This is a genomic window from Nocardioides salarius (assembly GCF_016907435.1).
Classification (GTDB): Bacteria; Actinomycetota; Actinomycetes; order Propionibacteriales; family Nocardioidaceae; genus Nocardioides; species Nocardioides salarius.
This window is the reverse complement of record NZ_JAFBBZ010000001.1, coordinates 657,121-676,727: the sequence shown is the minus strand read 5'-3', so window position 1 is coordinate 676,727 and position 19,607 is coordinate 657,121. Positions and strand designations below refer to the sequence as shown.

The 19,607-nt window shown below is 73.3% G+C and carries 20 protein-coding genes; 13 read left to right on the top strand and 7 right to left on the bottom strand.

Annotated features, from left to right (window positions below; genetic code table 11):
- The first annotated feature begins 136 nt into the window (after positions 1–136).
- From ispG to JOE61_RS03315, 5 genes are all read left to right on the top strand, one after another.
- Positions 137–1,288 (top strand): flavodoxin-dependent (E)-4-hydroxy-3-methylbut-2-enyl-diphosphate synthase, encoded by a 1,152-nt coding sequence (ispG, locus tag JOE61_RS03335; protein ID WP_193667994.1) that lies wholly within the window; start codon positions 137–139, stop codon positions 1,286–1,288.
- A 28-nt stretch (positions 1,289–1,316) separates the two neighbouring features.
- Positions 1,317–2,162, top strand: a complete 846-nt coding sequence (locus JOE61_RS03330; RefSeq protein ID WP_193667995.1) for a GNAT family N-acetyltransferase — start codon at positions 1,317–1,319, stop codon at positions 2,160–2,162.
- A gap of 76 nt (positions 2,163–2,238) precedes the next feature.
- Positions 2,239–4,038, top strand: coding sequence for a proline--tRNA ligase (locus JOE61_RS03325; RefSeq protein ID WP_227491404.1), 1,800 nt, complete (start codon positions 2,239–2,241; stop codon positions 4,036–4,038).
- Entirely contained in the window at positions 4,035–4,802 is a 768-nt protein-coding gene (locus tag JOE61_RS03320; protein WP_307822781.1) for an HAD family hydrolase, read from the top strand. Before JOE61_RS03325 ends, JOE61_RS03320 begins: the two co-directional genes overlap by 4 nt.
- Before the next feature lie 138 nt (positions 4,803–4,940).
- Positions 4,941–5,897, top strand: coding sequence for a zinc metalloprotease (locus JOE61_RS03315; RefSeq protein WP_193667996.1), 957 nt, complete (start codon positions 4,941–4,943; stop codon positions 5,895–5,897).
- A 267-nt stretch (positions 5,898–6,164) separates the two neighbouring features.
- Here JOE61_RS03315 and JOE61_RS03310 read toward each other — a convergent pair whose 3' ends face one another.
- The 3 genes from JOE61_RS03310 to JOE61_RS03300 form a co-directional block, all read right to left on the bottom strand.
- Complete coding sequence (locus JOE61_RS03310; RefSeq protein WP_204797130.1) at positions 6,165–7,229, bottom strand: IS110 family RNA-guided transposase; 1,065 nt, start codon at positions 7,227–7,229, stop codon at positions 6,165–6,167.
- Between the two features lie 238 nt (positions 7,230–7,467).
- A complete protein-coding gene (locus tag JOE61_RS03305; RefSeq protein WP_193670477.1) occupies positions 7,468–7,896 on the bottom strand; it encodes a ferritin-like domain-containing protein in 429 nt (142 codons plus the stop codon).
- Positions 7,896–8,408, bottom strand: a complete 513-nt coding sequence (locus JOE61_RS03300) for a hypothetical protein (protein WP_193670476.1) — start codon at positions 8,406–8,408, stop codon at positions 7,896–7,898. The genes JOE61_RS03305 and JOE61_RS03300 overlap by 1 nt, the downstream gene beginning before the upstream one ends.
- Positions 8,409–8,513: 105 nt before the next feature.
- On the opposite strand from JOE61_RS03300, the gene rimP reads away from it, so the two are divergent.
- The 8 genes from rimP to JOE61_RS03260 all read left to right on the top strand — a co-directional run bounded on the left by rimP (position 8,514) and on the right by JOE61_RS03260 (position 17,050).
- Positions 8,514–9,107: a ribosome maturation factor RimP gene (rimP, locus tag JOE61_RS03295; RefSeq protein WP_193670475.1), complete on the top strand. Its 594-nt coding sequence runs from the start codon at positions 8,514–8,516 to the stop codon at positions 9,105–9,107.
- Positions 9,107–10,105, top strand: a complete 999-nt coding sequence (gene nusA, locus JOE61_RS03290) for a transcription termination factor NusA (RefSeq protein WP_193670474.1) — start codon at positions 9,107–9,109, stop codon at positions 10,103–10,105. The genes rimP and nusA overlap by 1 nt, the downstream gene beginning before the upstream one ends.
- Positions 10,106–10,150: 45 nt before the next feature.
- Positions 10,151–10,510, top strand: coding sequence for a YlxR family protein (locus tag JOE61_RS03285; protein ID WP_307823153.1), 360 nt, complete (start codon positions 10,151–10,153; stop codon positions 10,508–10,510).
- Between the two features lie 128 nt (positions 10,511–10,638).
- Complete coding sequence (infB, locus tag JOE61_RS22010) at positions 10,639–13,479, top strand: translation initiation factor IF-2 (RefSeq protein ID WP_193670472.1); 2,841 nt, start codon at positions 10,639–10,641, stop codon at positions 13,477–13,479.
- Between the two features lie 145 nt (positions 13,480–13,624).
- Positions 13,625–14,125, top strand: coding sequence for a 30S ribosome-binding factor RbfA (gene rbfA / locus JOE61_RS03275; protein ID WP_193670471.1), 501 nt, complete (start codon positions 13,625–13,627; stop codon positions 14,123–14,125).
- Positions 14,122–15,027 (top strand): tRNA pseudouridine(55) synthase TruB, encoded by a 906-nt coding sequence (gene truB / locus JOE61_RS03270; RefSeq protein WP_193670470.1) that lies wholly within the window; start codon positions 14,122–14,124, stop codon positions 15,025–15,027. Before rbfA ends, truB begins: the two co-directional genes overlap by 4 nt.
- 21 nt (positions 15,028–15,048) lie before the next feature.
- Positions 15,049–15,996, top strand: coding sequence for a bifunctional riboflavin kinase/FAD synthetase (locus JOE61_RS03265; RefSeq protein WP_193670469.1), 948 nt, complete (start codon positions 15,049–15,051; stop codon positions 15,994–15,996).
- 4 nt (positions 15,997–16,000) lie between these two features.
- Complete coding sequence (locus tag JOE61_RS03260; protein ID WP_307822780.1) at positions 16,001–17,050, top strand: hypothetical protein; 1,050 nt, start codon at positions 16,001–16,003, stop codon at positions 17,048–17,050.
- Between the two features lie 19 nt (positions 17,051–17,069).
- On the opposite strand, the gene JOE61_RS03255 is transcribed toward JOE61_RS03260, so the two are convergent.
- From JOE61_RS03255 to JOE61_RS03240, 4 genes are read right to left on the bottom strand one after another with little or no spacing between them, the layout of a single operon-like run.
- The gene (locus JOE61_RS03255) at positions 17,070–17,327 is read right to left on the bottom strand and encodes an HPr family phosphocarrier protein (RefSeq protein ID WP_193670468.1); all 258 of its coding nucleotides are present in this window, start codon (positions 17,325–17,327) and stop codon (positions 17,070–17,072) included.
- Positions 17,309–17,848 (bottom strand): PTS sugar transporter subunit IIA, encoded by a 540-nt coding sequence (locus JOE61_RS03250; protein WP_193670467.1) that lies wholly within the window; start codon positions 17,846–17,848, stop codon positions 17,309–17,311. Before JOE61_RS03250 ends, JOE61_RS03255 begins: the two co-directional genes overlap by 19 nt.
- A 1-nt stretch (position 17,849) precedes the next feature.
- On the bottom strand, positions 17,850–18,809 hold the full coding sequence (locus JOE61_RS03245; RefSeq protein WP_193670466.1) for a 1-phosphofructokinase family hexose kinase: 960 nt from the start codon (positions 18,807–18,809) through the stop codon (positions 17,850–17,852).
- Positions 18,806–19,573: a DeoR/GlpR family DNA-binding transcription regulator gene (locus tag JOE61_RS03240; RefSeq protein ID WP_193670465.1), complete on the bottom strand. Its 768-nt coding sequence runs from the start codon at positions 19,571–19,573 to the stop codon at positions 18,806–18,808. The genes JOE61_RS03245 and JOE61_RS03240 overlap by 4 nt, the downstream gene beginning before the upstream one ends.
- Between the last annotated feature and the right edge of the window lie 34 nt (positions 19,574–19,607).

The window sequence follows — 19,607 nt, the reverse complement described above, 5'->3', positions numbered from 1 at the left end:
CCGGCCGGGCCAGGGGTGAGCGGACAACCGGACAGCCACTCACTACGGTTGTCAGCCCACCGCTGCATACGTCCAGCACGAGGGGACCTCCCGCCCGTATGACGTCCGGCGAGGGGCCGGTGAGTAGCCTGGCGCCATGACCGAGATCAACCTGGGCATGCCCGCAGCACCCCCGCCGGTGCTGGCCCCGCGCCGCCAGACCCGTCAGATCCAGGTCGGCAAGGTGGGGGTGGGCAGCGACCACCCGGTCTCGGTGCAGTCGATGACCACCACGCTGACCTCCGACATCAACTCGACGCTGCAGCAGATCGCCGAGCTGACCGCGAGCGGCTGCGACATCGTGCGCGTCGCCTGCCCCAGCCAGGACGACGCCGAGGCGCTGCCGGCGATCGCGCAGAAGTCGCAGATCCCGGTGATCGCCGACATCCACTTCCAGCCCAAGTACGTCTTCGCGGCGATCGACGCCGGGTGCGCGGCCGTGCGCGTCAACCCGGGCAACATCCGCAAGTTCGACGACCAGGTCAAGGAGATCGCCCGGGCCGCGCAGGACCGCGGCACCTCGATCCGCATCGGCGTCAACGCCGGCAGCCTCGACAAGCGGCTGCTGGAGAAGTACGGCAAGGCGACCCCCGAGGCGCTGGTCGAGTCGGCGAAGTGGGAGGCCGGTCTCTTCGAGGAGCACGGCTTCCGCGACTTCAAGATCTCGGTCAAGCACAACGACCCGGTCGTGATGGTGCGCGCCTACGAGATGCTCGCCGCCGAGGGCGACTGGCCGCTGCACCTCGGGGTCACCGAGGCGGGCCCGGCCTTCCAGGGCACCATCAAGTCGTCGGTGGCCTTCGGCCACCTGCTGGCCCAGGGCATCGGCGACACGATCCGGGTCAGCCTGAGCGCCCCGCCGGTCGAGGAGGTCAAGGTCGGCCTGCAGATCCTGGAGTCGCTCAACCTCAAGCCGCGCCGCCTCGAGATCGTCTCCTGCCCCTCGTGCGGGCGCGCCCAGGTCGACGTCTACAAGCTCGCCGACGAGGTCACCGCCGGCCTGGAGGGCCTCGAGGTGCCGCTGCGGGTGGCCGTGATGGGCTGCGTCGTCAACGGCCCCGGCGAGGCCCGCGAGGCCGACCTGGGTGTCGCCTCCGGCAACGGCAAGGGCCAGATCTTCGTCAAGGGCGAGGTCATCAAGACCGTGCCCGAGTCGAAGATCGTCGAGACCCTGATCGAGGAGGCCATGCGCATCGCCGAGGGCATGGAGAGCGTCGACGGCTCCTCCGCCGAGATCTCCGTCGGCTGAGACCTCCCCGACACGTAGGCTCGGCGACGTGCTGACCACCCGCCACGGCGTCCGAGTGCTCGGAGCCGCCGACCTGGCGGACTTCCTCGCGCTCAGCGAGCGCGACCCCGTGGTCAACGTCTTCGTCGAGCACCGCGCGCGCAGCACGAACCTCGAGCCGCGCTGGCTCGGCGGCGAGGTCTGGGGCCGGTACGCCGACGGGCGCCTGGTGGCCGCCTGCCACGTGGGCGCCAACCTGGTCCCGGTCAACGCCACCCCCGACGACGCCCGGGCCTTCGCCGAGCGCGCCCTGTCGCGCAGCCGCTCGGTGTCGACGATCGTGGGTCCCCACGACGCGGTGCGGGCCTTCTGGCAGGTCGTGTCGGGCTCCTGGGGCCCGCCGCGCGAGACCCGCTGGCGCCAGCCCCACCTCGAGCTGTCGGGCCCGGCGGCGGTCGCGGCCGACCCCCGGGTGCGGCGTACGACCCGCGAGGACATGGACCTGCTCTACCCGGCGTGCGTGGCGATGTACACCGAGGAGGTCGGGCTCTCGCCCGAGGCCGGGGGAGGGGCCGACCTCTACCGCGCCCGCGTCGCCCAGCTGGTCAGCCGCGGCTGGTCCTTCGCCCGCTTCGACGGCGGCCGGCTGGTCTTCAAGGCCGAGGTCGCCTGCACCTCCCCGCACGCCGCGCAGATCCAGGGCGTCTGGGTCGCCCCCGACCGGCGAGGCGAGGGCCTGGCGGTCGGCGGGATGGCCGCGGTCGCGGAGATCGTGCGCCGCGAGGTCGCGCCGACGGTCTCGCTCTACGTCAACGAGTGGAACACCGCCGCCCGCCGGGCCTACCGCACCGTCGGCTTCGAGGAGACCGCGCGGTTCTCCACCGTCATGTTCTGAGGGGGCACGGCTGCTCGTCCGGGCGAGCCCGAAACCGGTGCGCGGACCAGCAGCCGCTCGCCGTACCCTTGCGCGCATGACTGCCTCGACGCGGAGCTCTGCCCGGATCCTGCGGATGTCCCAGCTGTTCGTGCGGACGCTGCGCGAGGACCCGGCCGACGCCGAGGTCCCCAGCCACCGCCTCCTGGTGCGCGCCGGCTACATCCGCCGCGCCGCCCCGGGCATCTACACCTGGCTGCCGCTGGGCCTGCGGGTGCTGCGCAACATCGAGGCCATCGTGCGCGAGGAGATGGACGGCATCGGTGCCCAGGAGCTGAGCTTCCCGGCGCTGCTGCCCCGCGAGCCCTACGACGCCAGCGGGCGCTGGACCGAGTACGGCGACGGCATCTTCCGGCTCAAGGACCGCAAGGACGCCGACTACCTGCTCGGCCCCACCCACGAGGAGATGTTCACCCTCGTGGTCAAGGACCTCTACTCCTCCTACAAGGACCTGCCGCTCTCGATCTACCAGATCCAGACGAAGTACCGCGACGAGGCGCGCCCCCGCGCGGGGTTGCTGCGCGGGCGCGAGTTCACGATGAAGGACTCCTACTCCTTCGACGTCGACGACGCCGGGCTCGACGAGAGCTACCAGCAGCACCGCGACGCCTACGTGCGCATCTTCGACCGGCTCGGCTTCGAGTACGTCGTGGTGAAGGCGACGTCGGGCGCCATGGGCGGCTCGCGCTCGGAGGAGTTCCTGGCCAAGGCCGAGGTCGGCGAGGACACCTACGTCAGCTGCACGACCTGCGACTACGCCGCCAACGTCGAGGCAGTCGAGGTGCGCGCTCCCGCGCCGGTGGCCTACGACGACGCGCCGGCCGCCCACGCCGAGCAGACGCCCGCGACGCCGACCATCGAGACGCTGGTCGACCACCTCAACGCCGAGCACCCCCGGGGTGACCGGGCCTGGACGGCCGCCGACACCCTCAAGAACGTGCTCGTGCAGCTGCGCCACCCCACCGGGGAGCGCGAGGCGCTGGCCATCGGCGTGCCCGGCGACCGCGAGGTCGACCTCAAGCGCCTCGAGGGCCAGCTCGAGCCCATCGAGGTCGAGCCGATGGACGAGGCGGCGCTCAAGGAGCACCCCGCCCTGGTCAAGGGCTACATCGGCCCCGGCGTGCTGGGCGAGGAGAGCGACTCGGGCATCCGCTACCTGGTCGACCCGCGCGTGGTCGAGGGCACCCGCTGGGTCACCGGCGCGAACGTCGACGGCAGCCACGTGCTCGACCTCGTCGCCGGGCGCGACTTCACCCCCGACGGCACCATCGAGGCCGCCGACGTGCGCGAGGGCGACTCCTGCCCGCGCTGCGACGACGGGACCCTGCGGACCTCGCGCGGCATCGAGATGGGCCACATCTTCCAGCTCGGCCGCAAGTACGCCGAGGCGCTCGACCTGCGGGTGCTCGACGAGAACGGCAAGCTGGTCACCGTCACGATGGGCTCCTACGGCATCGGTGTGACCCGCGCGGTCGCCGCGGTGGCCGAGGGCACCCTCGACGACATCGGGCTGTGCTGGCCGCGCAACGTCGCCCCGGCCGACGTGCACCTGGTCGCCGCCGGCAAGGACGAGTCGATCATCGCCGCCGCCGAGCGGATCGCCCACGAGCTGGCCGAGGCCGGCGTCGAGGTGCTCTACGACGACCGCGTCGGCAAGGTCAGCCCCGGCGTGAAGTTCAAGGACGCCGAGCTCATCGGGGTGCCGACCATCGTCGTGGTGGGCCGCGGTCTGGCCGAGACCGGCGAGGTCGAGGTCAAGGACCGCGCCACGGGCGAGAAGACCGGGGTCGCCGCCGACCACGTCGTCGCCCACCTGGTCGACCTCGTAGGCCGGTGAGCGCCGCGGGGGCGCGCGTGCCGGGCGTGCCCGGCGGACCGGGGGTGGACGCCGTCATCTTCGACTGGGGCGGCACCCTGACCCGCTGGCACGACGTCGACTTCCACGCCGAGTCGCTCGCGCTGGCCGGCGCCGTACGCCGCACCCCGAGCACCGCCGACGACGACCTGCTCGACGACCGCGGGGAGCACGCCGCCCGGCTGCTCGGTGCGGGAGAGGTGGTGTGGGGGCGCAGCCGCGACCACCAGCGCAGCGCCACCGTGGCCGACCTCTTCGAGGAGGCCGGGCTCGACCACGACCCCGACCTGCTCGCGGCCTACTTCGAGTTCTGGGAGCCGCACACCGCGACCGACCCCGAGGTGCGTCCGCTGTGGGAGGCGCTGCGCGCCGACGGCATCAAGGTCGGCGTCCTGTCCAACACGCTGTGGCCGCGCGAGTGGCACGTCGGGTTCCTCGAGCGCGACGGGGTCTACGGCCTCGTCGACGGCGACGTCTACTCCAGCGAGATCGAGTGGACCAAGCCCTCCCCGCACGCCTTCCGCGCCGCCATGCACGCGGTGGGCGTCGACGACCCGGCCCGCTGCGTCTACGTCGGCGACCGGCTCTACGACGACGTGTGGGGCGCCCAGCAGGCCGGGATGCGCGCGGTGCACGTGCCGCACAGCCGAATCCCCGCCGGCCAGGTCGGCCACACCGAGGGCGTCCCCGACGCCGTGGCCCACCGCCTCGCCGACGTGCACGCGATCGTCTCGGGCTGGCGCTAGCCGGCACCGCACTTCTGCAGGTTCGTGCACTGCACGAAGAGGAGGGGGCGCGGGCCTCGCCGCCGGCCCTCGGCCGGGCCACGATCAGCGCACCGGCCGCTCACCCTGCGGCCCCGCGTAGATCGAGGAACCCCGCAGATGACCCTGTCGCACCGTCTCCCCGCCGCCCTGCTGGCCCTGGCCACCCCCGCCCTGGCCGGCGTCCTGGTCGGCACCGCGCTCGCCGCCCCCGCCTCCGCCCAGGTGCCGCTCGACACCCTGACCCCGCGCGTCGCCGAGTGCGTCGAGGGCGGCCACGACGGCACCGAGGCCGCGCGTGGCGGCCCGCGCGGCACCGACCACCGCGAGGTGACGCGCCGCGAGCAGCGGCGCATCGAGCGCGACATGGCCCGCCGCCTCGAGGCGCGCGGCACCAGGCCGGCCACGGCCGCCCGCGCGGGCGGCACCGTCCCGGTCTACGTGCACGTGATGCGCGACTCCGCGGGCGGCGGCGACGTCAGCGACAGCCGCATCCAGCAGCAGGTAGACGTGCTCAACCGCAGCTTCGCGGGCCAGAAGTCGGCCAGCGCCACCGACACCGGCTTCCGCTTCACGCTGGCCGGCATCGACCGGTACAGCAACACGAGCTGGCACCAGGACAAGCAGTCCTCCACCTACCGCCGCCAGACCCGCCAGGGCGGCGCCGACGCGCTCAACATCTGGCTCGTGGACTTCGCCTACCTCGGCGTGGCCACCTTCCCGTGGGACTACGCCCGCAACGGCGCGATCGACGGCATCCGGGTCAACTACACGACGGTGCCGGGCGGCTCGGCGACCAACTACGCCGCCGGCGAGACCACCACCCACGAGGCGGGCCACTGGCTGGGGCTCTACCACACGTTCCAGGGCGGCTGCACGAGCAGCAACGACCTGGTCGCCGACACCCCGGCCCAGTCGAGCTCGACCACCGGCTGCCCGGCCGGACGCGACTCGTGCTCGCTGCCCGGCCTCGACCCGATCCACAACTTCATGGACTACAGCTACGACGACTGCTACCTCGAGTTCACCCCCGGCCAGTCGAGCCGGGCCAACCAGGCCTTCGCCGCCTACCGGTGACCCCGGCCGGCCCTTCCCGGGCCCTTCCCGGGCCCTCCCCGGGTCGGTCCGGGGTCGTCCCGGGCCGCTGCAGTTAGTTGCATTGCAGGTTTGTGAGGAGGCGAGTGGGGGGCGTGGGGGTGCGGCGCAGGGCATGATCTAGGCGTCAGGAGCGCCGGGCCCCCCAGCAGGGCGCTCCTGACGCCACGCCTGCGGGGGAGATCTCGGGACTCCCTCGCAGGCGGCCGGGGTCGCCGACGGGTGCCGCCCGGACGCTCCTATGGATCGTCAAGTGGTCTGAGGGTGTTCGAGTAGTCGGTAAAGGTCTCTGGCTATGTAGCGCTTGAGGCAGCGTTTGATCTCGGGACTGGTCTTGCCCTCGGCGGTGCGCCGGTCGCGGTAGTCGCGGGTTGGCTGGTGGCAGGCCATGCGGGTGACGGTCACGGTGTGCAGGGCCCGGTTCAGCTGCCGGTCGCCGTAGGGGTTGAGCCGGTAGCGGGTGGTGGTCTGGCCGCTGTTGGCCGGGATGGGCGCGACACCAGCGAGCATCGCGAAGGCGGCCTCGGAGTGGATCCGCCCTGGGTGGGACCAGGCGCACAGCACCACCGCGGCCACGATCGGTCCGACCCCGAGCTGGGCGAGCAGATCGGGTCGCCAGGACCGGACGATCGCCACGATCGCGCGTTGGTGCTCTGCGGCCTCCTTGCTCAGCTCTTGTGAGCGCTTAGCCAGGGTCCGGAGCATGGCGGCGGTGGTGGTGGTCTCGGTGTCCCACGAGGCGTGCATGCGCAGCGCGGCGGCGGTCCTGACCATCGCCGGCAGCTTCTGGCCGCGGAACCGGGCACGGAGGGGTTCGGGCGCGGCGATGACCAGGCTGAACAGCTGGCGCTGAGCAACGGTGGCGCCCTCGACTGCCGAGCGCCGGGTCGCCAACAACACCGACAACGCTTGCCGGTCACCGCCACGACGAGGGGTGCCGAGCCGGGGACGCGCCAGGGCCTCCCGGGCTGCCCGGACCGCGTCCAGCGGGTCGGACTTGGCGCCGTTGCGACGCTTGGCCCGTTCGGGTCGATCGAGCTCGATCACGAACTCCTCACCGCGCTGCAGGTGCCTGGTGAGCCCGGCGCCGTGGCCGCCGGTGCCCTCGATCGCCCAGGCGCGTAGCGGGTGCTCCTCAGCGAACTCCACGAGCTCGTCGTACCCCTGTGCGGTGGTCTCGACCGTGATCTCCTCGATCACCGCGCCGGTGTGTGCATCGATTGCGGCCGCCGAGTGAGTGTGGACGTGGGTATCGACACCGATGACGACATCGACGACATCAGTCAGACTGGTCATGCGTTCTCTCCTTGCCATGGACGGGGACGTGGTTCCGGTCCAGGGCGGAGATTCGGCAGGACTGTGACGGGACACGCCGGCGCGGTAACGCCGGCGGTCAAGCTCCTGATCAGGCCAGCTACTCCGACCGGGCCGGGGCCGGCAACCACGAACGGACAAGTCCTGGCGAAGGCACAAGGCCAGTCAGAGCATGGGTCACGTCCGTGGTCACCGACCACAGCCCAGCAGCATCAGGCTGCGAAGGGAATCCTCACAGTCAGCGCGGCTGACCCAGCCCCGGCAGCGGCTCGGCCGCGCCGCCGAAGCCGAGCACCGCCACCGCGGTCTCGGTCAGCACCGCGACCGCCGCTCGCCGGCGAGCCCCCGAGGTGGCCGCCACCAGCGCGGCGTACGTCGAGGCGCAGCGCTGCTCCAGCAGCGCCGCGGTGGCCGAGATCTGCTCGGGGGTGCCGTACGGGCCCGGGGCGTCGTACGCCGCCCGGGTGCCCACCGGCTCCTCACCGAGCCCACGCAGCTCGACCTCGAGGGCGTCGCGGCGACCGCGGTGGCCGGCCCAGGCCAGCGAGACCCGCTCGTAGAGCTCGGGCGTCGCCGAGAGGGAGGTGGCCGCGCCGAGCGTGCCGTAGACGTGGATCGCGGCGTGCTCGGCGGCCAGGGCCTCCTGCAGCGCCTCGACGGTGCCCATCAGGCACCACCGGCGGGGGAGACCTCGCCCAGCAGCACCTGCTGCTGGGACACCCCGGCGCACACCGCGGCCACCAGCCTGGCCAGGGCGCCGCTCTCGGCGTCGACCGCGAGGTCGACGAGCCGCCGGCGGGCGGTCTCCTCGCGCTCGCGCACCGCGTCGAGGGCGGCGGCCGGACGGCCCGGCACCCGTGCCCGTCCCCGGGGGCCGGGGTCGTCGGCGCCGGTGGCCAGCACCGCCTCGAGCTGGGCCCGGTGCGCCCGCAGCGCCGGCGCGAGCGGCCGGCGCAGCGCGCCGTGCCGGGCGCGGGTCGCCTCGAGCAGCGCGACCAGGGCGCCGACCTCGCCCAGCACCCCGGCGACGACGGCCACGTCGGGGTCCTCGCTGCTCGCGTCGGGTGTGAGATCGGTCGCGGGCGCGTCGTTGCAGGCGCCCAGCAGCAGCGGCAGGGGAGCCCCGGCTGCGAGGGCACGCAACGCGGTACGACGGGTCGCGGAGGGCTCGTGGGGCACCGCCCGACCCTACCGGCCGAAGCGCGTCCCGGGCCGGACAGGGGCTATCGTGGCTGCACCGCAACGCCCGCACCAGCACAAGAGAACACCGGAGGTCTCCGACCCGTGACCCAGCCCAACCAGGACACCACCAGGGACCGGATCGAGGCGGAGCTCGTCGCGCCGCTGCTGGCCCTCGAGCTCGACGTCGAGGCCGTGGAGATCACTCCGGCCGGCAAGCGGCGGGTGCTGCGCGTGGCCGTGGACAAGGACGGCGGCGTGACGCTCGACGACGTGGCCGAGGCCACCCGCGAGGTCAACCGGGTCCTCGACGAGTCCGACGTGATGGGGGAGCAGCCCTACACCCTCGAGGTGACCTCGCGCGGCGTGGACCGCCCGCTCACGCTGGAGAGGCACTGGCGGCGCAACACCGGCCGCCTGGTCAAGCTCACCACGGCCGACGGGACCACCCTGACCGGCCGCATCCTCACCGCGGGACCCGAGTCGGCCACCGTCGAGGTCGACGGCGCCGAGCGCGAGGTGCGCTACGCCGACGCGACCAAGGCCCTGGTGCAGGTCGAGTTCAACCGCCCGGCCACCGCCGCCGAGCCCGACGGCGACCAGGACGGCGACCAGGACGGCGACCAGGACGACGACCAGGACGGCGACGGGGACGAGATCACCGACGAGAACACCGACGAGTCGGGAGAGGACGCCTGATGGACATCGACATGAGCATCCTGCGGATGCTGGAGCGCGAGAAGGAGATCTCCTTCGAGGTCCTGGTCGAGGCGATCGAGCAGGCGCTGCTGATGGCCTACCAGAAGACCTCGGGCGCCTACGAGGAGGCGCGGGTCGAGCTGGACCGCAAGACCGGGCACGTCACGGTGCTGGCCGCCGAGCTCGACGACGACGGCAAGAAGATCGGCGAGTTCGAGGACACCCCGCAGGGCTTCGGGCGGATCGCGGCCACCACGGCCAAGCAGATCATGCTGCAGCGGCTGCGCGACGCCGAGGACGACCTGCGCTTCGGCGAGTTCGCCGGCAAGGAGGGCGACATCGTCTCGGGCGTGATCCAGCAGGGTCGCAACCCCGACGACGTCATGGTCGACCTCGGCAAGCTCGAGGCCCTGCTGCCCGTCAGCGAGCGGGTCCCCGGCGAGGACTACAGCCACGGCACCCGGATCAAGTGCCTGGTCGTCTCGGTGCGCAAGGGCATGCGCGGCCCCCAGATCACGCTCTCGCGCTCGCACCCCAACCTGGTCAAGCGCCTCTTCGCCCTCGAGGTCCCCGAGATCGCCGACGGCACCGTCGAGATCGCGGCCGTGGCCCGCGAGGCCGGGCACCGCACGAAGATGGCAGTGACCAGCAGCGCGTCGGGCGTCAACCCCAAGGGGGCGTGCATCGGGCCGATGGGCCAGCGGGTGCGCAGCGTGATGGCCGAGCTCAACGGCGAGAAGATCGACATCGTGGACTGGGCCGAGGACCCCGCGGCCCTGGTCGCCTCCGCGCTGTCGCCGGCCCGGGTCACCTCGGTCGAGATCGTCGACGCGGCCGCGCGCTCGGCGCGCGTGGTGGTGCCCGACTTCCAGCTCTCGCTGGCCATCGGCAAGGAGGGGCAGAACGCCCGCCTGGCCGCTCGGCTGACCGGGTGGCGCATCGACATCCGCAGCGACGAGGCCCCCCGCGAGACCGAGGTCGTGGCCCCTCCCTCCTGAGCCTCCCGGTTCGGTGCCTGGAGGTCCGACCCGCTAAGGTTGTCGGTGGTGGTCCATCCAGACGTTGTCCCTGCGCCCACGGCCGATCCCGCGTCCAGCGGGCCCGTCCGCACCTGCGTGGGATGTCGGGAGCGGGCCACCAAGGACGAGCTGTTGCGTCTCGTCGTCGGCTCGGACTCGCACGGCCACCCGGCCGTCGTGCCCGATCCCGGGGGCGGCGCGGCCGGCCGCGGGGCGCACCTGCACCCCACGACCGCGTGTCTCGACCTCGCCGTGCGGAGGAAGGCATTCGCCCGCGCGCTGCGCGTCAGCGGCGGGCCGGGGCTCTCCAGCGCACCGGTGGCCGAGCACCTCGCGGCCAGCAGCACGATCAGCAGCACCGAAGACAGCGAGGCGGTCCGATGACCGCCCGGACGACCAGGAACTGGAGCAGCAGCTCATGAGCACTCGATGAGTTCTTCCCGATGAGTTTGCACCACCACTAACGGTCCCCAGGACGCCCGTGACCCGGGTCTGGGGCCAGAAGGAGAATTGTGGCCAAGACCCGCGTACACGAGCTCGCCAAGGAGTTCGGCGTCGAGAGCAAGTTCGTTCTCGAGAAGTTCAAGGAGATGGGGGAGTTCGTCAAGTCGGCGAGCTCCACCGTGGAGCTCCCTGCGGAGATGCGTTTCCGCAAGGAGTACGGCGACAAGCTGAAGGCCCAGGCGCCTGCCAGCCCCGCCCCGGCCAGCCCGGCCTCCTCCGCCCGCCCCGGCCCCAAGCCGGGCCCCAAGGCGCCCAAGCCGGCCGCCGCCCCCGAGGCCCCGGCCCCCGAGGCGCCCGCCGCTGAGCAGGCGCCCGCTCCGGAGGCGCCCGCCGCCCCCGAGACCCCTGCCGCGCCCGCCGCCGAGGCGCCCGCCGCCGCGTCCGCGCCGCGTCCGGGCCCCAAGCCGGCTCCGCGTCCGGCCGCCAAGCCCGCCCCCGAGAAGGCCGAGCCCCAGGCCCCGGCCGCCAAGTCCGACGGCGGCGAGGGCGGCAAGCCGGCCCCGCGGCCCGTCGGTCGTCCCGGCACCCCGCGTCCGGGCAACAACCCGTTCTCCTCGAGCCAGGGCATGGGCCGCAAGCCCAGCCCGGCTCCCGGTGGCGAGCGCGGCCCGTCGGCGCCCGGCGCCGGCGACCAGCGCCCGCCGCGTCCGCCTGCCGGTCGTGACGGCGGCGCCCCCGGGCGCTCCGGCATGCCGCGCCCCAACCCGGCGATGATGCCCAAGTCCCCGGCCGCCTTCGGCTCGGGCCCCGGCGGTCGTCCCGCTCCCGGCGCCGGCCGTCCCGGCCCCGGTGGCCGTCCCGGTGCTCCCGGTCGCGGTGGCGCCGGTGCCCCGGGTCGTCCCGGTGGCGCGCCCGGCGGCTTCGCCGGTCGCCCCGGCGGCGGTGGCCGCCCCGGCGGCGGTCGTCCCGGCCAGCGCGGCCAGACCCAGGGTGCCTTCGGGCGTCCCGGCGGTCCCTCGCGTCGTGGTCGCAAGTCGAAGCGGGCACGTCGTCAGGAGTTCGAGGCCATGGAGGCCCCGACCCTGGGCGGCATGCGCGTCCGCAAGGGCAACGGCGAGGTCGTGCGCCTGGCGCGCGGCGCCTCGCTGACCGACTTCGCCGAGAAGGTCGGCGTCGACGCCGCCCAGCTGGTGCAGATGCTCTTCCACCTCGGCGAGATGGTCACCGCGACCGAGTCGGTCAACGACGCGACGCTCGAGCTGATCGGCGAGGAGCTCAACTACGTCGTGCAGGTCGTCTCGCCCGAGGACGAGGACCGCGAGCTGCTGGAGTCCTTCGACCTCGAGTTCGGTGAGGACGAGGGCGACGAGTCCGACCTGATGGTGAGGCCGCCGGTCGTCACCGTCATGGGTCACGTCGACCACGGCAAGACCAAGCTCCTCGACGCGCTGCGCAGCGCCAACGTCGTCGACAAGGAGGCCGGTGGCATCACCCAGCACATCGGTGCCTACCAGGTCACCACCGACGTCGACGGCAACGAGCGACGCATCACCTTCATCGACACCCCGGGTCACGAGGCGTTCACCTCGATGCGTGCTCGTGGTGCCCAGGCCACCGACATCGCGATCCTCGTGGTCGCGGCCGACGACGGCGTGATGCCCCAGACCATCGAGGCGCTCAACCACGCCAAGGCGGCCGGTGTGCCGATCGTGGTCGCGGTCAACAAGATCGACAAGGAGAGCGCGGACCCGACCAAGGTCCGTGGTCAGCTCTCCGAGTACGGCCTGGTGCCCGAGGAGTACGGCGGCGACGCGATGTTCGTCGACGTCTCGGCCAAGTCCGAGCTCAACCTCGACAAGCTGCTCGAGGCCGTCGTGCTGACCGCCGACGCCTCGCTCGACCTGCGGGCCAACCCCGAGCAGGACGCGCAGGGCCTGGTCATCGAGGCGCACCTCGACCGCGGTCGCGGTCCGGTCGCCACGATCCTGGTCCAGCGCGGCACGCTGCGCGTGGGCGACTCGATCGTGGCGGGTCCGGCGTACGGCCGGGTGCGCGCCATGCTCGACGAGCACGGCGAGTCGATCACCGAGGCCGACCCGTCGCGTCCCGCGATGGTGCTGGGCCTGACGGCCACCCCGGGTGCGGGCCAGAACTTCCTGGTCGTCGACGACGACCGGATGGCCCGCCAGATCGCCGAGAAGCGCGAGGCGCGCGAGCGTGCGGCCATGCAGGCCAAGCGTCGCGTCCGCCGCACGCTCGAGGACTTCATGGCCTCCATGGAGAAGGGGGAGAGCCAGGAGCTCAACCTGATCCTCAAGGGCGACGTGTCCGGCTCGGTCGAGGCGCTCGAGGACGCCCTGTCCGGCCTCGACGTCGGCGACGAGGTCAGCCTGCGGGTCATCGACCGCGGTGTCGGTGCGATCACCGAGACCAACGTCGACCTCGCCGCTGCCTCCGACGCGATCATCATCGGCTTCAACGTCCGGCCCCAGGGCAAGGCGACCGAGATGGCCGACAAGGAGGGTGTCGAGATCCGCTACTACTCGGTCATCTACCAGGCGATCGAGGAGATCGAGGCGGCCCTCAAGGGCATGCTCAAGCCCATCTACGAGGAGTCGACCCTGGGTCAGGCGGAGATCCGCGCGATCTTCCGCTCCTCCAAGATCGGCAACATCGCGGGCTGCATGGTCACCAGCGGCCTGATCCGGCGCAACGCGAAGGTGCGGGTCATCCGCGACGGCAACGTCGTGGCCGACAACCTCGACCTGGCCTCGCTGAAGCGGGAGAAGGACGACGCCTCCGAGGTCCGCGAGGGCTTCGAGTGCGGTCTGGTGCTCAAGAACTTCCAGGACATCAAGGAGGGCGATGTCGTGGAGGCCTTCGAGATGAAGGAGATCCCGCGGGCCTGACGGGCCTCCCGCCTCCGGCGGGACAGGAAGGCATGGCGCTCGCTCCGCTCGCCGCCTCTCCTGTTCCGCCGGACCAGGCTCGCTCCGCTCGCGGTCCGACGGGCTCGCACCGCGAGCGACACCAACTCATGAGCAGGACAGAACTATGACCAACCCCCGGGTGCGCAAGATCGCCGACCGGATCCAGGTGATCGTCGCCGAGATGCTCGAGCGTCGGGTCAAGGACCCGCGTCTGGGCTTCGTGACCGTCACCGACGTGCGCGTCACCGGCGACACCCAGCACGCCAGCGTCTTCTACACCGTGCTGGGCGCCGCCGGCCCCGGCGCCACCGACGACGAGGAGGCCCAGCTCGTCGCCACCGCGGCGGCGCTGGAGTCGGCCAAGGGGCTGCTGCGCTCCGAGGTCGCCAAGCAGCTCGGCATGCGCCTGGCGCCCACGCTGGAGTTCATCCACGACGCGCTGCCCCAGACCGCGCGCCAGCTCGACGAGGTGCTCGCGCGGGCCCGGGCGCAGGACGAGGCCGTCGCCGCCCAGCGCGGCGCGGCGTACGCCGGCGAGGCCGACCCCTACAAGAAGCCCCGTGAGGAGTCCGCCGAGGAAGCCGCGGACGAGGACGCCGTGGACGAGGACGAGCCGGAGGCGTGAGGCCCTCCGCGCCGGTGACCCCGGGGCTGGTCGTGGTCGACAAGCCCGCAGGGATCACCTCCCACGACGTCGTCGCCCGGGTGCGACGCCTGGCCGGCACCCGCAAGGTCGGGCACGCGGGCACCCTCGACCCGATGGCCACGGGCGTGCTCGTGCTCGGGGTCGACCGGGCCACCCGCCTGCTGGGCCACCTGATGCTCACCGAGAAGGCGTACGACGCCACGGTGCGGCTGGGGGTCGCGACCGGCACCGACGACGCCGAGGGCGAGGTCAGCGCCACCGCTGGCGCCGCCGGCGTCGACAAGCAGCAGGTGCGCGCGGCCCTGACCGGCTTCGTGGGCGACATCGAGCAGGTCCCGACCGCCGTCTCGGCGATCAAGGTCGACGGCAAGCGCGCCTACCAGCGGGTGCGCGACGGCGAGCAGGTCGAGCTCGAGGCCCGACCGGTGACGATCCACGAGCTCGTCGTCCACGACGTGCGCAGGAGCACCGTCGAGGACCTCGAGGGTCTCGAGGTGCTCGACGCCGACATCACGATGCGCTGCTCGTCGGGCACCTACGTGCGTGCGGTCGCCCGCGACGCCGGCGCCCTCCTGGGCACCGGCGGCCACCTCACCGCGCTGCGCCGCACGGCCGTGGGCCCCTACGACCTCGGCGTCGCCCGCACGCTCGACGAGCTGGCCGACGACTTCGCCGTGCTCCCGCTGGCCGTGGCCGCACGGGCCGCCTTCCCGGCCGTCGACCTCGACGAGCAGCAGGCCCGAGACGTGCGCGTGGGGCGTCCGCTCGACCTGGCGCTCGACACCCTGACCGGCGTCTTCGACCCCGACGGGGAGTTCCTCGCCCTCTACGAGCCGCGCGAGGGCCGGGCCCGCCCGGTCGCGGTGTTCGTGCAGGGTTGAGCCGGGGATAGGGTCGTGCCCGTGCAGCTCTGGCGTTCCCTGGACGACGTGCCCGCCGACCTGGCCCGCACCGCCGTCACCATCGGCAACTTCGACGGCGTGCACCTGGGTCACCGCCAGGTGCTGGCGCGAGCGCGTCGCGTGGCCGACGAGCGCGGCCTGGCACTCGTGGTGGTCACCTTCGACCCGCACCCCATGGCGGTGCTGCGTCCCGAGCACGCGCCCACCTCGTTGACCACGCTCGAGGCCCGCGCCGACCTGCTCGGCCGGGCGGGCGCCGACGCAGTCCTGGCGCTGCCCTTCGACCGTGACGTGGCCTCCTGGTCGCCGGCCGAGTTCGTCGACCGGGTCCTGGTCGAGGCCCTCGGTGCCGCGGCCGTGGTGGTCGGTGCCAACTTCCGCTTCGGCCACCGGGCGAGCGGCGACGTGGCGACCCTGGTCGAGCTCGGCGGCCCGCGTGGCATGAGCGCCGAGGGCATCGAGCTCGACGGGGGCCCGCAGGTGTGGTCCTCCACCTACGTGCGCACCTGCCTGGCCGCCGGCGACGTCGCCGGCGCGGCCGAGGCGCTGGGACGGCCCTACGCCGTGCGCGGCGAGGTGGTGCGCGGCGACCAGCGCGGGCGCGACCTGGGCTACCCGACCGCCAACGTGCCGATCGACGCGCGCACCGCTGCCCCCGCCGACGGCGTGTACGCCGGGTGGCTGCGGCGTCTCGACACGGGGGAGACCCTCCCGGGGGCCATCAGCGTCGGCACCAACCCGACCTTCGCCGGCGAGCGCGAGCGCCGGGTCGAGACCTACGTGCTCGACCGCACCGACCTCGAGCTCTACGGCGTCGAGGTCGAGGTCGGCTTCGTCGAGCGGCTGCGCGGGATGACTGCCTTCGACTCCGTCGACGAGCTGCTCGAGCAGATGGCCGCCGACGTCGCGGGCGCGCGCGAGCTGCTGCGCGAGACCCGGGGGGCCTGAGCGCGTGCCGTCGCGCCCCTCGCTGCCGCTGCGCGGACGGCACGGTCGTGGCGACGACCCGCTCGAGCGCACCGACTCGTGGTTCCTGGCCAACGGGCTGTCCTACTTCGTGCCCGAGAAGCGCACCGAGGCCCGGGCGGCGCTCTCGCCCCGGCGCACCGTGCCGCGGCTGCTGCTGGTGGCCCTGGTCGCCGCGGCGGGCGGCGGCGCGCTCGCCTGGGTGACCGGGCAGGTGAGTGCCGCTCCCGCGGTGGTGCTGTCGCTGGTCATCGCCGCCACGGTCGTCTACGCCCTCACCGTGCTCCACGCACGCCCGATCGTGACCTGGGCGCTGGCACGCACCGTCGCCGGGCTGCGCTCGCTGCTGCCGTTGGCGACCCGGGCGCTACCGCTGCTGCTGGTCTTCGTCACGTTCCTGTTCATCAACGCCGAGGTGTGGCAGCTCGCCGCCGAGCTCGAGACCGGTGCACTGTGGCTGGTCGTGCTGCTCTTCGCGGTGCTCGCGGTGGCGTTCCTGGCGGTGCGGCTGCCCGAGGAGGTCGACAAGATCGACGACGAGGTCGACGACGCCTTCCTGGTGCGCGCCTGCGCCGGCACCCCGCTGGAGGCCGAGTGCACCCGCCTGGTGGCCGACCCCGACGCCGACCCGGCGTCGTACGCGACGGTGACGGGCTTCGAGCGCGCCAACCTGGTGGCGTTCATGGTCGTCATCCAGGCCGCGCAGGTGCTGCTGATGGCCGGCGGCGTGCTGGTGTTCTTCCTGCTCTTCGGGGCCCTGACCATGGGAGTCGACGTGCAGTCGGCTTGGACCGGGCTCGAGCAGGACGACATCACCAAGCTGCCCTACCTGGTGCAGGTCTCGGTGCCGCTCGGCAAGGTCTCGCTGTTCCTGGCGGCGTTCTCGCTGCTCTACCTGGCGGTCTCGACCGTCACCGACGACACCTACCGCGAGCAGTTCTTCGGCCGCGTGACCCGCGAGCTCGAGCGGGCCGTGGGCGTGCGGGCGGTCTACCTGGCACTGCGCCACGAGCGCGGGGCGGCCGGCCAGGAGTGACCGGCCGCCCCGCGCGGCGTCAGGCGTCGAGGTCCTTCTCGACCAGGGCGGCGACCACGTCGACGTCACCCTGGTCGTCGCCGGAGACGGTGACCTGGTCACCCTTGCCGGCGCCCAGCGTCATGATGAGCAGGGCGGAGGACGCCTCGACGGGCTCCTCGCCGTCGACGGCGAGGTAGACCTCGGTGTCGAGGTCGGCCGCGGCCTCGGAGATGGTGGCGGCGGGGCGGGCGTGCAGGCCGACGGCGGAGCCGACGATCACGGTCTTGCTGGGCATGGTGCTCCTCTGGGTGGTGTGGCGGACGCCGCGTCCGCCGGCGCCTTGTCCGCAGGGGCTGCGGCCTGCGCGGGGGTGAGCACGTCGCCGACCAGCGCCACGACCTGCTCGGCGGTGTCCGCCGCGCGCAGGGCGTCGGTGAAGGCGGGCTTCACCAGCGCGCGGGCGAGCTTGGTGAGCAGCTGGAGGTGGGTGGTGTCCCCGCCCTCGGGGGCGCAGATCAGGAACGCCAGGTCGGCCGGTCCGTCCTTGGCGCCGAAGTCGACCGCTGGAGCGAGGCGCGCGAAGACCAGGGTGGGCTCCTGCACCGCGGCCGTGCGGCAGTGCGGGATGGCGATGCCACCCGGGAGGCCCGTCGCGGAGGTCTCCTCGCGGGCCAGGACGTCGCGCACCAGCTGGTCGCGGTCGTGGCTGCGCCCGGCGGCCACGACCACGTCGGCCAGTGCGTGGATGGCCTGGTGCTTGTCGTCGCCGAGGTCGGCGTCGAGGCGCACGAGGTCCTGGTTGATGAGTTCTGACATGTCACCCTCCCTGGGTGTGGAACAGCTCGTGCACGCTGACCAGGTCCGGGTGGACCTGGGCGGGACACGGGATGGTGGTGCCGGGCAGCCCGGCGGCCGCACTGCCGTACGCGACGGCGAGGGCGAGACGGTGGTCGGTCGACCTGCGCTGCAGGTCGCCGAGCAGGTAGCCGAAGAGGCTGGAGTCGCCCGCGCCGACCGTGCTGACCACGGTCGTGGGCGGGGGAGTGGCGTGCCACGCGCCGCTGGCGTCGACGAGGACCGCGCCGTGCGGGCCGAGGGTGACCAGCACGGTGCCGACGCCCTTGTCGACGAGCAGACGGGCCGCGTTCGCGGCCGCCAGCGGGTCGGCCTCGAGCAGGTCGGGGTCCTGGCCGGTCAGGGAAGCGAGCTCGGCGCCGTTGGGCTTCATCAGGTCCGGAGCAGGCCCGGGCAGGGCGTCGACCAGTGCCCGCAGGGCCGCGTCGCTGGTGTCCACGGCCACCTTCGCTGGGCTCTCGGCCAGCAGGGCGACGAGGTCGGCGTACCAGCGGTCCGGGGTGGCCGGCGGCAACGAGCCCGCCAGCACGACCCAGTCGGCCGTGCCCGCGCGCAGGTGCAGCGACTCGGCCAGGGCCGACAACAGCTCGGGAGTCGCGTCGGCCCCGGGGCTGTTGAGCTTCGTGGTGGTGCCGTCGGGCTCCGTGACGGTGATGTTCACGCGGGGCGCGTGCGCGCTCGGCACCGGTCGTGCGTCGATGCCGGCGGCGAGCAGCTCGTGGACGAACGGGTCGTCCTGGGGCGCCGGCAGCACGGCGAGCGAGGGGATGCCGGCGGCCACGCACGCCCGGGAGATGTTCACGCCCTTGCCACCGGCCTGCGAGAGGACCGAGGCCACGCGGTGCACCGAGCCGCGCTCGAGGGGGGCGTCGAGGGTGACGGTCCGGTCGTGGCTGGGGTTGGCGGTCAGGGTGAGGATCATCCGACGAGCACCTCCACGCCGGCCTCGGTGAGCTCGGCCCGGGCACGCTGGCTGATGCCGGCGTCGGTGACCAGCACGTCGACGGCGCCGAGGGGGGCGAACTGCACCAGGGCCTCCTCGCCCACCTTGTGGCTGTCGGCCAGGACCACGACCCGGCGTGCAGCCCCCACGAGGGCCCGCTTGGTCGCGGCCTCCTCGCTGTCCGGGGTGCTCAGGCCGTGCCCGATGCTCAGACCGTTGGTGCCGACCACGGCCACGTCGGCGCGGATCCGGCCCAGCGCCTCGACGGTCTCGGGACCCACCGCGGCCTGGGTGGTGGCCCGGACCCGCCCCGGCAGGAGGTGCAGGTCGACCTGGGGGCGCCCGGCGAGGCGGCTGGCGATCGGCACCGAGTGGGTGAAGACCGTGAGCGGCAGGTCCGCGGGGAGCAGTGCTGCGAGCCGTGCCGTGGTCGACCCGGCGTCGAGCAGGAGGGCCGACCCGGCGCCGGGCAGCAGCTCCAGGGCGGCGCGGGCGATGGCCTCCTTCTCGTCGAGTCGGTCCAGGTCGCGCTCGCCGAGGCCGGACTCGAGCGTGGCGAGGGCCTGCGAGGGGACCGCGCCCCCGTGCACCCGGCGCAGCAGCCCGAGCCGCTCGAGGGCCGACAGGTCGCGTCGGACGGTCTCGCTGGTCACCTCGAAGGCATCGGCCAGCTCGGTCACCGAGCGACGGCCCCGCTCGGTGACGAGCTGGACCATGGCCTGCTGGCGCTCCTGGGCATACATCGGCTGCGTCCTCCTGGCGAGCGACCGCTGTGGC